8 protein-coding genes and 1 pseudogene are annotated in these 14,566 nt (G+C 67.3%); 2 read left to right on the top strand and 7 right to left on the bottom strand.

The window, feature by feature from the left end:
- Positions 1–12 precede the first annotated feature (12 nt).
- The 3 genes from ACQP0C_RS01890 to ACQP0C_RS01880 form a co-directional block, all read right to left on the bottom strand.
- A complete protein-coding gene (locus ACQP0C_RS01890) occupies positions 13–3,582 on the bottom strand; it encodes a protein kinase domain-containing protein (protein ID WP_433734390.1) in 3,570 nt (1,189 codons plus the stop codon).
- A gap of 197 nt (positions 3,583–3,779) precedes the next feature.
- Entirely contained in the window at positions 3,780–3,902 is a 123-nt protein-coding gene (locus ACQP0C_RS01885) for a hypothetical protein (protein WP_433729960.1), read from the bottom strand.
- Between the two features lie 35 nt (positions 3,903–3,937).
- Positions 3,938–4,399: an SgcJ/EcaC family oxidoreductase gene (locus ACQP0C_RS01880; RefSeq protein ID WP_433729958.1), complete on the bottom strand. Its 462-nt coding sequence runs from the start codon at positions 4,397–4,399 to the stop codon at positions 3,938–3,940.
- Between the two features lie 92 nt (positions 4,400–4,491).
- Between ACQP0C_RS01880 and ACQP0C_RS01875 the strand changes: the two genes are divergently transcribed.
- A complete protein-coding gene (locus ACQP0C_RS01875; protein ID WP_433729956.1) occupies positions 4,492–4,944 on the top strand; it encodes a MarR family winged helix-turn-helix transcriptional regulator in 453 nt (150 codons plus the stop codon).
- A 9-nt stretch (positions 4,945–4,953) separates the two neighbouring features.
- Here the strand turns inward: ACQP0C_RS01875 and ACQP0C_RS01870 are convergent, their stop codons facing one another.
- From ACQP0C_RS01870 to ACQP0C_RS01855, 4 genes and pseudogenes are all read right to left on the bottom strand, one after another.
- On the bottom strand, positions 4,954–6,054 hold the full coding sequence (locus ACQP0C_RS01870) for an esterase-like activity of phytase family protein (protein WP_433729954.1): 1,101 nt from the start codon (positions 6,052–6,054) through the stop codon (positions 4,954–4,956).
- A 192-nt stretch (positions 6,055–6,246) separates the two neighbouring features.
- The gene (locus ACQP0C_RS01865; protein WP_433729952.1) at positions 6,247–8,397 is read right to left on the bottom strand and encodes a 3-hydroxyacyl-CoA dehydrogenase NAD-binding domain-containing protein; all 2,151 of its coding nucleotides are present in this window, start codon (positions 8,395–8,397) and stop codon (positions 6,247–6,249) included.
- A 115-nt stretch (positions 8,398–8,512) separates the two neighbouring features.
- Complete coding sequence (locus tag ACQP0C_RS01860) at positions 8,513–9,727, bottom strand: acetyl-CoA C-acetyltransferase (RefSeq protein WP_433729950.1); 1,215 nt, start codon at positions 9,725–9,727, stop codon at positions 8,513–8,515.
- A gap of 1,901 nt (positions 9,728–11,628) precedes the next feature.
- Positions 11,629–13,251 (bottom strand): annotated as a pseudogene (locus tag ACQP0C_RS01855) (DNA polymerase III subunit gamma and tau); the annotation flags it as partial.
- A gap of 468 nt (positions 13,252–13,719) precedes the next feature.
- Here ACQP0C_RS01855 and ACQP0C_RS01850 point away from each other — a divergent pair.
- Positions 13,720–14,544, top strand: coding sequence for a hypothetical protein (locus tag ACQP0C_RS01850; protein ID WP_433729948.1), 825 nt, complete (start codon positions 13,720–13,722; stop codon positions 14,542–14,544).
- Positions 14,545–14,566: the final 22 nt, after the last annotated feature.

The following is a 14,566-nucleotide window of genomic DNA, read 5'->3' as shown; positions in this document are numbered from 1 at the left end:
AAACTGCCCGTCCTAGCCGAGGAGTTCATCCAGGAATAGGGCGGGCAGTGTGGTATCTCCGGTTTGTCCCGGTGTGCCGCGCATTTCGGTGCGCAGCACCCCCAGGATGGAGAGCACACCGGGGCCCGCGTCCAGCAGCGGCATGGTCCAACCGTGTTCGGCACAGGTGGCCGCCGCGGGCAGCAGCAGACCGGTGGCCTCGCCGACCCAGCCGGAGGCGGCCAGACATTCGGCCAAGAGCAGTGCGGTATCCAACTCCGCACGGGGACGCTGCTGTTCGACCATCCGGCCGTGCAGCGCGCGCGCCCGGCGCACCGCACGATCATCGGACCGCAGCTGACGTTCGGCCAGCAGCGCCCGGATAGCGGCGATCTCCTCGGCCTCCGCCGCCAGCGCCGCCGCGCCCGTCATTCGATGTGCCTGGTGAATGGTTCCGGAGATATCCGATTCATATCCGGTCGCGGCGTCGGCGACCCGCCGGGCCGCGGTATCGGTCAGCAGACCGAGGCGCAGGCGCTCGGCGCGAATATGCGCGGCGAGCCGAGTCAGCCGGTTATCGGCGGCGATTCGATCGCCCTCGTCGAGCCGGGCGGTGGCCGTGTAGAGATCGCCGAGCGCGGCCTTGACCCGGGCGCCGATCACGAAAGTGGAGATCAGGAAGTCGACCGGACCGACCCGGGTGACCAATTCGTGGCTGTCGTCGAGCAGCCGATCGGCGGTATCGAGTTCGCCTCGGCGGTAATTCATCTCACCGAGCAGCGCGGCGGCCACCCGCACCGCATGCGAACGCGGCCCCGACCGCTCCCGCGCGGTCTCCCAGGCCTGCTGGAAACAGCTTGTGGCGGTGGCGATATCGAGTTGTTCATAGGCCGCGGCACCCTGTCCGCACAGGCCGAATACCGCGCCGAGCGGATCCTTGGACCGGGCGTGATACGGCGCGGCCCATTCCTGGATTTCGCGGGCGCCGTCGAAATCGAATTCGCACAGTCGCACGAACGAGATCAGATTCGCCGCGGTCGATACGGTCCACGCGGGTAATTCTTCGGGCTTTTCCAGGCAGTCGGCCACCCGGTCCAGCACACCCTCGGTGTGATCGCGGGCGATCTGATCCGAGGCCGCGAGCACCGCCGCCTCACAGCGCTGCCGGACCACATCGTCATCGCTGGCGGATCCGCGCGCCAGCACATTGGACAACCGCCCCAAAGCCGTCCGAGCCGCACTGGACTGCTGCAGATTCACATTCGCCCTGGCCACCGCCATCAGCAGTTTGGATCGCGAAGCCACCTGCTGCACCGGCAGTTTCGATACCGTGCCCAGCAGCGTCGCGAGCCGGGACTTGTCGATGAGGTCCATGCCGCCGCTCTCGAGCAGGTCGAGGGCCATCTTCAGATCCGTCGCCGCCAGTGCGTGATCGACCGACTTGCGCAATAGCTGGTGTTCGGCGTACCAGCGGGATGCCTTGCGGTGCAATGCCCGCAGCTCGGCCGGATCGGAACGCTCCAACCGCGCCCGCAGATGTTCGGCGAACAGCGGCTGCACCCGGAACCACTCGGGATCGTGGGCAATGCGCCGCACGAACAACTCTCGCTGTTCGGCCTGCTCCAGCAGCTGTTCACCGTCCGGATCCTCCGATAGCGCCGAGGCCAGCGAACCGCTGACGCGCTCGGTGATCGAGATCGAGGTCAGGAAGTCGAGCATCCTGGGTTCGAGGGTGTCCAGCACGTTCTCGGCCAAATACTCGCGGATGCCGTGACTGCCCTCGGCGAGATTGGCGATCAACCGATCCGGATCGATATTGCCGCGCAATGACAGACTCACCAGCTGAATGGCGGCGGGCCAGCCGTCGGTGGCCGCATGGATCTGCTCCACCTGGTTGTCGGTGAGTGCGAAACCATTGCGCCGCACCAGAATATCCTTGGTCTCCGCCGCGGTCAGGCGCAGCGCCGATGAGCCGATCTCGACCAGTTCATCGTGCACCCGCATCCGGCTGGTCGGCAGGCCCGACTGCTCGCGGCTGGTCACCACGAAGCGCAGATGGTGACATCCATTGTCCAGCAACGTATCCATCGCCCGATGCACGCCGGCATCGCCGACCCGGTGCCAGTCGTCGACGACCACCACGACGGTGGAGCCGCTGGCATGGATCTCGTCGATCAGGGTGGAGATGACGAAGGCGGCCGCATCGGCGGGCCGCTCCTCGAGCACCTGGTCCAAACCCTCGCCGATATCCGGGCGCACCCGGCGGATCGCCTGGATGAGGTGGGCCAGGAACCAGATCTCGTTATCGTCGTCCTGATCCACGCCGAGCCAGGCCACCGCGACCCCGCCCTCGGACAGTTCGGTGCGCCATTGCGCGGCCAGCGTGCTCTTGCCGAATCCGGCCGGTGCGTGGATCACCGCGAGCCTGCGACGACCACCGGCGCGCAGTGTATCCAGCAGGCGCGGGCGCGGCACCGGGTCGCGGGTCGGGGTCGGCGGGCGGAATTTCGTCGTCGCCGTCGGCGGCAGGGTCGGCACGCTCGAGGTCGAGCTGACCGGATGCTGAGATACCGCGGGGCGCAATGTCAATGGCCAACTGCGGCGCGCGGTCACCGCGGGTCGCGTCGACGTGGATTCGCCCACCTCCGCTTGGTCCGCCCCATCCAGAACCACCGCGGTATCCAATAGCGCCATCTCATCGGGCATCTGGTCGTGCGCGCCCTGCACCGCGCGCAGCTGCTCACCGAATTCGAATGCCGAGGCGGGCCGCCCACTCGGATCGGTGTGCATCGCGTGCTGGATGACCTCGGCGACATCATCGGGGATGTCGTGGCCGTGCAGATCCGGCACCGGCTGGGTGGTGATCCGCAGGAATTGCGCGATCACCTTCTCCCCCGACTGCCGCTCGAACGCGGCATGTCCGGTCAGCAATGCGAACAGCGTCGACCCGAGCCCGTACACATCGGACAGGACCGTCGGCTCATCACCCTTGAGCACCTCGGGGGCGGTGAAGGCGGGCGAGCCGGTGATCAATCGGCTCGAGGTGCGGAAGCCCCCCGGAATCCTGGCAATGCCGAAATCGGTCAGCTGTGGTTCGCCGTAGGCGCTGAGCAGCACATTCGCCGGTTTGACATCCCGGTGCAGGATCCCGGCACGATGTGCGCTCTCGATCGCACCCGCCAGCTTCACCCCGGCACGCAGGGAATCCGCCCAGGTGAGCGGCCCCTGTTCGCGAATGACCTGTTCCAGCGAACCACGGGTGCAATAGGGCATGACAATGAACGGCTGGCCGGTCGGGGTGACATCGACCTGGAGAATGTCGACGATATTCGGATGCCCGGACAGCCGACCCATCGCCTGTTCTTCGCGCAGGAATCGTTCGCGGCTCTCGGCGTCGATCTCCTCGGACAGCACCTTCACGGCGACCACCCGGTTCAGTGCGTATTGGATACAGCGGTACACCACCCCGAACCCGCCCCGGCCGATCTCGATGGCACTCGACAGGCCCATGGCATCCAGCTCGTCGGCCATCTCGATGGGCGTCTGTCGCTGAGTGTCCGATTCGGCCGGAGTCGATTCGGGGCTTGCCTTGCCCGAACGCATCTGTGGATTCACGTGACCACCTCGAACTCATATCGAATCGGCGTCACCGGCGATCGAGAAACACACCGACATCGGACATCGCGAAACGATCTCGCGATGCCCGACATGTCTGCGCATACTCCAACGTAGCGCGGTATCAACCGGAGTGCGTGGCTTTCGAAACAGCGTGGCCCAACCGCGCAGGTGATGCCAACCGCTCAGCGCTCCGCGGCGGGCCGCGTCGCCGGGAGGGTGATGGCGCAGGCGGCGAGAATGCGGGAAACGAAGCGGCGGCGGTTGCGTGGCCTGCGCTCTGGGGCATTCGTGACGGTGGCGTTCATGACAGGGTCCTTCTGACGAAACCTGCAGGGGGAGTTCAGCGTTCGGCTGACGGGCGGGCGGCGGGGGTGAACAGGTAGGTGATGCGTTCCATGAGCTTGTTGCGCTTGGTGTTCTGGAAGGCGGCGATCAGCCAGCGGCCGTCGCGGCGGACCAGGGTGTAGGTCTGGGTCTTGGTGAGCTGATCGGCGCGCTTGGGCTTGCCCTTGTAGGTGTCACCATGGCTGTTGACCACGGCGGTGTCCGGTCCGTAGAAGCGGATGTCGACGACGTCGTCGGCGAGCCGGGTGCCCTTCAGGACGCTGCCGAACAGCGCACGGTGCGAGGCGGCGATATCGGCGCGACCGCGGTAGAGCGTGCCGAGAAAGCTTGTGTAGGTGGCGTCTTCGGTGAAGACCGCGCCGTAGGCATCGGCGTCGCCGCGCCCCCATGCCTCGATCAATTCCGTGAGCACGCCCTGGATGGCCTGGGTGTCCACATTGGTGTCGGTGCCGCGCATGATGATCCTCCGTGTTAGATTTCTTCTTGTAAGAGCTTTCTTCATTGAAGAAGTCTCTTCGTTGAAGAAGAGATTAGAAGATGGAGGTATCCGTGTCAACACCACCGATGCGCCCCGACGCGAGCGAGGTCTACCGCCGCTATCTGAGCGCGGTCATGCTGCACGGACAGGCGGGCGCCCGAGCCGTCGACCTGGGCGCGACCGACCTCTACGCGCTCAACATCCTGGAACTCAACGGCGCCATGACCCCCGGCGAACTCGGCGCCCGCAGCGGACTGACCACCGGCCCGACCACCCGTCTCATCGATCGCCTGGAGGACGCGGGCTATGTGCGCCGCGTGCCGGTGCCCGGCGACCGTCGCAAGGTCATCGTCGAATTGATCGACAAGCCAGCCGATCTCGATGAGATCCTGGCCCCCGCGCGCCGCCGCATCGGCGAGATCATCGGCGGTTATTCCGCCGAACAGCGTGAGGTGCTGTTCGACTATTTCACCCGGGCCGCCGACGCGTACTACGAGGCCGCCGAGGATCTGCGCCCCAGCTGAAGCACGAAGCTACCGAAGGGCCAGCGCCACGATCTGGGTGAGCTGTTTGTCGGAGAAGTTGTTATCGCTGACCAGGATCAGGGTTCGCGCACCCGACGACAGGCGCGGACCCCAGGTCATGCCCTCGATATTGTCGATGGGATCGAGGCCGAGATCGGCGAGGTCGACCAGTAGGCGCTTGGCGACCGGACGGGCGCCGTCGAGCGGCGCATCGAGGATATTGGTCGCGCCATCGGTATCGGCCTCGTAGATGCGAATCCTATTGCCGACGCCGACCACGAAAGAGCGTTCCAGGACAAGGAATTTCGTTGGATCGAGCGGATCGGCGGCCAGGATCGAGGCAATGCCGTTCATGCCCTGGCCGGGATCGGGCTGTGACTGCGCGAAGACGGGCTCCATCGGGTACGCGTACTGAGTCAGCAGCGGACCGAAACGGGCTTGAACCGTAATCCGCGAGGTGGCACCGGTTGTCACCGTGGCTACGGGACCGTCCTGCAGCAGCGGGCCTTCGACGGAGGTGACGAACAGCGCGCCGCCCGCCGCGAAGGTCGCGCCTTCCAGGGCGAGATTCTGACGCGGGCCGGTGCTCGGGCGCATTCGCTCGTTCTCCGGGATCGGGAGTTCGGCGACGAAAGTGCCGTCCGGGTGGGTGATTCGCACCGAGGGGTCGGCCAACACGGTATCGGTGCGCTCACCTTCCTGCGTCCAGTAGTAGTCACCGGTCCACGGGTCGACGCGAATCTCCTCGGGATCCAATGACTTCGGCGGATACAGGGAGCCGTCCGAGGTGCGCAGCGGGTGGGTACCCGTGAACGTGACCGGCCCCACGCCGCCCTCGTCCACACCGAATCGCGCGGTGTAGAAGCGTCCCGGATCCCGTTCCGACCTGTCATCGCTGATCAGCACGTATTCACCGGTCTTGGGCTGGAAGTCGATGCCGGACAGGCCACCGATGGTGGTGCCTTGGAAGTCGATGTCGAAGGGAATGATCTGCTGGCCGAGCAGCCGCACCGCAGCGGCATCCGGCGCGACAGGCACGGGCGCGCCAGGTGCGATGGGCTGGGGCGTAATGGGCAGGGGCGTAATGGGCTGGGGCACGGCATTGGCCACCGGGGCAACAGCACACGCGACCGCGAAGCTCGCTACGAGAAGGGATCGGCTAGCTCTGACCACAATCGCCAACGGTATCGACCATCTCGATCACGCGGGTTAACGGCACCCGAAAATCGCTGCCCGAAAACGGCCGAAGCCCGCCACCGCGAAAGGCGGTGGCGGGCTTCGGCGTTGCGAGTTTCCGCGAGACTACTTGCGCAGCGAGGCCGGAACCTCGAAACGCTCGCCGTAGGTCTTGGCGAGGTAGTCGGCACGCTCGACGAAGGCCGCCTGGCCACCCGGGTAGCCGACGATGAACTGGTGCACACCACCGGTCCAGGCCGGGAAGCCGATGCCGAAGATCGAGCCGATGTTGGCGTCGGCGGTGGTGATCAGCACACCCTCGTCGAAGCACTTCTGGGTCTCGATCGCCTCGATGAACAGCATGCGGTCGATCAGATCCTGCAGCGGCACACCGAAACCGGCGGTGGTCTTGAAGTGCTCGCGCAGACCGGCCCACAGACCGAGGCGCTTGCCGTCCTCGTCGTACTCGTAGAAACCGGCCTTGCCCAGGCGACCCGGGCGACCCTGCTCGACCAGGTAGTCGATGACGTTCTGCGCCGGGTGGCGCTTGACGCCCAGGGTGGCGTCGCCCTGCTGCGCGGCCTCGAGGGTCTCCTTGGCGATCTTCTGCATCAGCGTCAGGTTCAGCTCGTCCGACAGCTGCAGCGGCGCGGCCGGGTAGCCCGCCTGCAGACCCGCCTGCTCGATGGTCGCGGGCTCGATGCCCTCGTTGAGCATGGCGATCGCCTCGTTGACGAAGGTGCCGATCACGCGCGAGGTGAAGAAGCCACGGCTGTCGTTGACCACGATCGGGGTCTTCTTGATCGCGAGGGTGTAGTCGAACACCCGGGCCAGCGCCTCGTCGGAGGTCTTCTCACCCTTGATGATCTCCACCAGCGGCATCTTGTCGACCGGCGAGAAGAAGTGGATGCCGATGAAGTCCTCCTGGCGCTTCACGCCGGTCGCGAGACCGGTGATCGGCAGGGTGGAGGTGTTCGAGCCGAGCAGCGCGTCCGGGGTGACGATGTCCTCGATCTCCTGGAACACCTTGTGCTTGAGCTCGGTGTTCTCGAAGACGGCCTCGATGACGAAGTCGACACCGGCGAAGTCGGCCGCATCCGCGGTCGGCGTGATCCGGTCCAGCAGCGCCTTGGACTTCTCCTCGGTGGTCTTACCGCGCGAGAGCGCCTTGGCCTCGATCTTCTCGGAGTAGTTCTTGCCGCGCTCGGCCGCCTCGATGGTGACGTCCTTGAGCACGACCTCGTAGCCCGCCTTGGCCGAGACGTAGGCGATACCCGCGCCCATCATGCCCGCGCCGAGCACGCCGACCTTGCGGATCTCCTTCTTCGGGACATCCTTGGGCCGCGAACCACCGTTGTTGATCGACTGCAGGTCGAAGAAGAACGCCTGGATCATGTTCTTCGCGACCGGGCCGGTCAGCAGCGAGACGAAGTAGCGGGATTCGATCAGCGACGCGTTGTCGATATCGACCTGCGAACCCTCGACCGCGGCCGACATGATGGCGCGCGGTGCGGGCATGTTGGCGCCCTTGAGCTGCTTGCGCAGGTTGGCCGGGAAGGCCGGGAGATTGGCGGCAAATGCGGGCGTAGACGGGGTGCCGCCCGGAATCTTGAAGCCCTTCTTGTCCCAGGGCTGCACGCCGCCCTCGGGGTTGGCCTTGATCCACGCCTTGGCGGCGGGCACCAGCTCCTCGATCGAGCCGACGACCTCGTTGATCAGACCGATCTCCTTGGCCTTGCCCGGGCGGTACTTGTTGCCCTGCAGCAGGAACTGCATCAGCGCACCCTGCAGGCCGAACATGCGCACGGTGCGGATGACACCGCCACCGGCGGGCAGCAGGCCCAGAGTCACCTCGGGCAGACCGAGCTGCACGCCCGGCACGTCGGCCGCGATGCGGTAGTGGGTGGCCAGGGTGATCTCCAGGCCGCCACCGAGGGCCGCGCCGTTGATCGCGGAAACGACCGGCTTGCCGAGGGTCTCCAGCCGACGCAGCGCCGACTTGATGGTGCCCAGCTCTTCCATGAGGGCCTGGCCGTCTTCCGGACCGACCTTCATCATGTTCTTCAGGTCGCCACCGGCGAAGAAGGTCTTCTTGGCCGAGGTCAGCACCACACCGGTGATGTTGTCCTTCTCGGCCTCGAGCCGGTCCACGGTCGCGGTCATGGACGTCTTGTACAGCTCGTTCATCGTGTTGGCGCCCTGGTTCGGGTCGTCCATCGTCAGCACGACGATGCCGTCCGAATCCTGCTCCCAACCGATCATGTTGGTCTCGCTCACAGCTCTGTGTCTCCTGTGTCTAATTGGCGGCGTTCGCGGTCCCTACGTGGTTACGCAAGCTACCGCCTCCGGGCCTGCGCGAACGCCGCCGTGAATTCTGTGCTGTCGGTTGGGGTTAGACGCGCTCGATGATGGTCGCGACGCCCATGCCGCCGCCGATGCACAGGGTGATCAGCGCGTAGCGGCCGTTGCGGCGCTCCAGCTCGTCGACCATGGTGCCGGTGATCATCGCGCCGGTGGCGCCGAGCGGGTGGCCCATCGCGATGGCGCCGCCGTTGACGTTCAGCTTCTCGTCCGGGATCTGCAGGTCCTTCTGGAACTTCAGCACCACCGAGGCGAAGGCCTCGTTGATCTCGAACAGGTCGATGTCATCGAGCGACAGACCGGCCTTGGCCAGCGCCTTCTGCGCGGCCGGGGTCGGGCCGGTGAGCATGATGGTGGAGTCGGCGCCGCTGGTGGCGGTGGCGACGATGCGCGCACGCGGGGTCAGGCCCGAGGCCTTGCCCGCCTCTTCCGAACCGACCAGCACCAGCGCGGCGCCGTCGACGATGCCCGAGCTGTTGCCGCCGTGGTGGACGTGGTTGATCTTCTCGACGAAGTGGAACTTCTGCAGCGCGACCGCGTCGAAGCCGCCCATCTCACCGACCACGGCGAAGGACGGGTTCAGCTTGGCCAGATCCTCGGCGGTGGTGCCGGCGCGGCGGTGCTCGTCGTTGTCGAGCACGATGATGCCGTTCTGGTCCTTGACCGCAACCACGGACTTGGCGAAGTAGCCGCCGGTCCACGCCTTATCGGCGAGGTTCTGCGAGCGCACCGCGTAGGCGTCGACGTCATCGCGGCTGAAGCCCTCGATGGTGGCGATGAGGTCGGCCGAAACACCCTGCGGCACAAAGTAGGTGTCGTAGTTGGTGGCCGGGTCCAGCGCCCAGGCGCCACCGTCGGAGCCCATCGGCACCCGGGACATGGACTCGACGCCACCCGCGATGACCAGGTCGTCGAAGCCCGAGCGGACCTTCTGCGCGGCCAGGTTCACGGCCTCGAGGCCGGAGGCGCAGAAGCGGTTGATCTGGAAGCCGCCGACGGTGTCCGGCAGACCGGCAACGGTGACCGCGGTGCGGGCGATGTCCATGCCCTGGTCGCCCACCGGGCTGACGACGCCGAGGATGATGTCGGAGATCCGGTCCTCGTCGAGGTTGGGGAAGCGAACGCGCAGCTCCTGGATCAGACCAACAGTCAGATCAATCGGCTTCACCGAGTGCAGCGAACCGGTCTTCTTGCCGCGGCCACGTGGAGTGCGGATGGCCTCGTAAATGTAGGCCTCTGTGGTCATATCGGAGTGTTTCCTTCCTTGGGGTGCAGCGGGGGCGAACATGCGTCCATCCACGCTCTATGCAGCGTCCGAACGTCATCAGTTCGAGCGCGTTGTGCAGCGACACCACGTTTGCGGCGTGGCCGCGGGGGACCTCGCCGACCGGGCCGGAACCCGGTCGTCCTAACGCTGTACAAAAGCCGACAAGCAGCGGTGATCACGAGTCCTACCGCCCAGTAGCCCTGGGCATACGATAGAACGTCGCGATACCGCAGTTCGCGGCCACCCGTTCATACTACCGTCGTGTGCGAACTCCGGTTAACTTAACGTCGTGTGAACGCCGGTTGTCAACCATCGAGTCGTGTGGCACCCAGCTCACTTTTGAGCAACTCCAAGGCGACCTCGTCCGGGTCGCGTCGATCCCCCGGCGCCACCGGGGTCTGCGATTCGGCCAGCATCTCCTGCTCCTCCTCCGGTGTGGAGGGCGGTGGGACGCCGTCGATCGGCGGGTAATCCATCGGGCCCGGGTCATCCGGTAGATCGGGGTAGTCGGGCGGCGGAATATCGTCGTCGCCGCGATACTGCCGCGCTTCGCCGCCCGGTGCGGGCCGCTGCGCACCGCCGGTCGCGGTATCGGCGGCCGCGGCCCTGGCCTGACTCGGTCGGGAGAAACGCGGCGGCGCGGGCGCATCCGAACCGCGGGCAGCCGCGTCGCCGGATTCACGTCCCGGCGCACTCCCGGCCTGCTGCCCGGCCTGGCCACGCCCCCGACCAGCCTTCTGCGGCGCGGCGGTGGGCCGCGGCGCGGCGCCACCGGCCTCCCAGCGCACCGGATGATCACTGCCGAGCACGGCCCGCACCGCCGACCGCACCGCCTCCACATTCCGCGGATCCGACAGCCGCTGCGCCAATGGCGCGTGCTGATGCGCGAAAACGATCACATCCCCCTCGATCCGCGCCACCGAGGCCCCCGACAACAACGCCTGCACGGTAGGCCCGAACTCCCGAACCTTCGCCCGAATATCCGCCCAGGCCCCCTCCACTGCCCGCAACAGATCCGCGTCCCCCTGCACACCACCCTGCTGCCCCCCAACATCACTCGCACCAACTTGATCCGCCGCACCCCCTTCCTGCGCCACGCCCCTTTGCTGCGCCACGCCCCTTTGCTGCGCCGCGCCTCCTTGTTGCGCCGCGCCTCCTTGTTGCGCCGCGCCTCCTTGTTGCGCCGCGCCTCCTTGTTGCGCCGCGCCTCCTTGCTGCGCCACGCCCCCTTCCTGCGCCGCGCCCCCTTCCTGCGCCACGCCCTTTTGCTGCGCCGCGCCCCCTTCCTGCGTGACGCCCCTTTGCTGCGCCGCGCCTCCTTGTTGCGCCGCTCCCCCGTGCTGCGGCGCGACACCCTGCTGCACGGGGGCAGCGCCCGCACCGGTCGTAGGCGCGCTCGCTTGCGCCGATGCCCCGGCCGAGGATGCCACCCGATCTGCGGCAGCTCGGTCGGACCGTTGAGCCGACAATGGCGCTGCACCGGCACCTGTGGCCTCTGCGTAGTCGCGCCCTGTCGGAGTGGTTGCCTCGGAGGCCTGCGTCCGTTCGGATTCCGGCAATCCGACAGCGGCCGACGAACCCGCCCTACCAGCAGACTCGCCCCCGGTCGGATCGGTCGCGACAACTCGGTCACCGGACTCGGCCGCCAACGGCGGCGCGGCCACCTCCGGTCCAGCCGTATCGACCGGCACGAAGGCGAACTCCGGTCCGGCATCCCCCCGCTCGGAGTCCGACTGCCGCCCAGCGGCGGCGCGCTGTTCGTCGGCGACAGCTTGCCCAGCGGCCTCCTCAACCGGCTCCGCCACGACAGCGTCCACACCGACGACCTCGTCCGGGACGGCACCGCGCCCGACGCCCGAGTTCCGTTCAACAGCCGCGGCGCGCTCTGCGGGCAGGCTCGGCCCCGGAGCAGCAGCCTGCGTCGGAGCAGCAGCCTGCGTCGGAGCAGCAGCCTGCGTCGGAGCAGCAGCCTGCGTCGGAGCAGCAGCCTGCGTCGGAGCAGCAGCCTGCGTCGGAGCAGCAGCCTGCGTCGGAGCAGCAGCCTGCGTCGGAGCAGCAGCCTGCGTCGGAGCAGCAGCCTGCGTCGGAGCAGCAGCCTGCGTCGGAGCAGCAGCCTGCGTCGGAGCAGCAGCCTGCGTCGGAGCAGCAGCCTGCGGGGCGCTCGCTGGGCTCGCGCCCGCGCGGGTCGCGTCCTTTTCGCGGCGCGCGGCGGCGAGGAGTTCGGCGCCGCGGCGGCGTGGGGGCTCGTTGGCGGCACGCGGCGGTGCCGACTGGGGCGGGGCGGTCTGGGGTGCGGCAGACGATGTGTCGGCGGCTGGGGCCGGGGCGGCGCCGGGGGCGATCGCGCCGGTCGCTATGCCGCGTTCGAGGCGCTCCAGGCGTTGCAAGGTGGCCGATTCGGCGTCGGAGACCGAGGGCAGCAGCATGCGGGCGCTAACGATTTCCAACAGGAGGCGCGGGGCAGTGGCGCCACGCATTTCGCCGAGACCCTCGTGCAGGAGTTCGGCGTGGCGGGCCAAGGTGGCCGGGCCGGTGCGTTCGGCCTGTTCGCGCATGCGGTCCAGAACATCGCCGGGACCGGAGACCAGGCCGCGGTCGGCGGCATCGGGGACGGCCTGCAGCAGGATGAGATCGCGCAGGCGCTCCAGGAGGTCGACGGCGAAGCGGCGTGGATCGTGGCCCGCCTCCATGACGCGATCGATGGTGCCGAAGAGGGCGGCGCCATCGCTGCCGGCGAGCGCGTCGATCGCATCATCGATCAGCGCGACATCGGTGACGCCGAGCAGCGAGACGGCCCGCGCGTAGGTGACTCCCTCGGGGCCCGCGCCCGCGAGCAGCTGGTCGAGCACGCTCAAGCTGTCGCGCGGCGACCCGCCGCCCGCGCGAATCACCAACGGGTACACCGCTTCCTCGACCGGCACATGCTCCTGCTCACAGATCTTGCCGAGGAGTCCGCGCATGGTCGCGGGCGGCAGCAGCCGGAACGGGTAGTGGTGCGTGCGGGAGCGGATGGTGGGCAGCACCTTGTCCGGCTCGGTGGTGGCGAAGATGAAGATCAGGTGGGCCGGCGGCTCCTCGACGATCTTGAGCAACGCATTGAAGCCCGCGGTGGTGACCATATGCGCCTCATCGACGATGAACACCCGATAGCGCGACTCCGCGGGCGCGTAGAAGGCCCGATCACGCAGTTCGCGGGTGTCGTCGACACCACCGTGACTGGCGGCGTCCAGCTCGATCACATCGAGATTGCCCGGACCTCCCGGCCCCAGCGCCACACACGACGGGCAGACGCCACACGGCGTCGAGGTCGGACCCTGCACACAGTTCAACGAGCGCGCGAGGATGCGCGCCGAGGAGGTCTTGCCACAGCCCCGGGGGCCGGAGAACAGATAGGCATGACTGATGCGACCGGTGTCCAGCGCGGTACTCAGCGGGTCGGTGACGTGCTCCTGACCCACCACTTCAGCGACCGTTGCCGGTCGGTACTTCCGGTACAGAGCCACGGCCAGAGGTTACCGGCGCCCACCGACAATGCCCATTCCCGTCGGCCGACAGGCCGGGCGCGGCGTGCTGTCGGGCGTTTCGCAACGGATATGTGACGCAGATCACAAGATGCGCAAACCTTCGTTAGCCCCCACTGATCAGCGCCGAAGGCGGCAACGCCGGAGCTAACGAAGATCAAGAACGGACCAGCACATTAATTTGCCGCCCGCCCAGTGGCATTTACGTCGATTAGTTGAACTCAGGCCCTGGTTCACGGCCGATTTGCAGAGATAACGAATCCGTCAACCGGGATGACATCTACGCAATTGTCTGGCTACCGTGGTTAGCGGCAACTTCGGTAGCCAAACCTTCATCAGGTTGGTGGTCCCGGCCGGTCCCTCATCCCGACCGGGACACAACCTGGCTCCTCATGATCCAGGGCGCTTTCCGCCGAATTCACACCGCTTCCACCGGAGGAAACTTCCACCGTGACGTCGTGTGACGACATCGCCGCCGCCTGGCTTTCGAGCACTGATTTCGCCGACGACCATGCCGCCGTCGACCTGCTCAGCCGGGCGATCAGCCCGCAGGACTTCGCGATCAAGCGCGATTCGCTGCCGGTGGCCGCCGCCGCCGATCCGTCGACCGCCGCGGCCATCCTCGAGCTATTGGAGCGCGGCCAGGTGCCGACCATGGCCGCGATCCGTACCCTCACGGCCCAGAACGAGATGCGCCGCGAGGCCGAGCGCATCGAGCGCCTCGGTCGCCGAGCCCAGCGCAGCATCGACGACTTCGGCCGGGTGCTGGCCCGCCTGGCCGAGGACCATTGGCTCGCGCACGGCACCGGCCCCACCCGCCGCGACGTGCTGCAGTCCGAACCGGTGATGACGCTGATCCGGGAGCGGATCGACGATATCCCGCCGACCGCGGTCAAACACCTCTGGTTGATCGAACGGGCGCAGCGGGCCGGCTGGATCGCCTCCAATGCCAACCCCGGATCCCTGTGTGCCGCAAGGCGTTTCTATTCCGCCAGATACGGCAACCGGGTCTCGCTGCGGCCGGTCAATGCGATCGGCACGATCGTGGCGAGCTACCTCAACGACTACCTGGCCGAATACGGGCGCCCACCGCGCTGGTCCACCCTCGCCCGCGAACTGCGCGACGATCGCGGCCGCCGGATGTTCCACGACACCGCGGACGCGCGCATCCAACAGCGGTGGCTCACCACGGCCGAATGGATGGCCGTGCGCGATGACCTTCCGGTGCCCGGTCGTCGGGGTCTGCGGGCGATTGCCAAGAAGTCGCGGCGCTGAGCTGTCTGGGCCGTATCCCCTA

It is taken from the genome of Nocardia sp. CA-129566, assembly GCF_050956075.1.
Lineage (GTDB): Bacteria > Actinomycetota > Actinomycetes > Mycobacteriales > Mycobacteriaceae > Nocardia.
The sequence above is the reverse complement of the archived record's forward strand: the minus strand, read 5'-3'. Positions and strand labels throughout refer to the sequence as shown.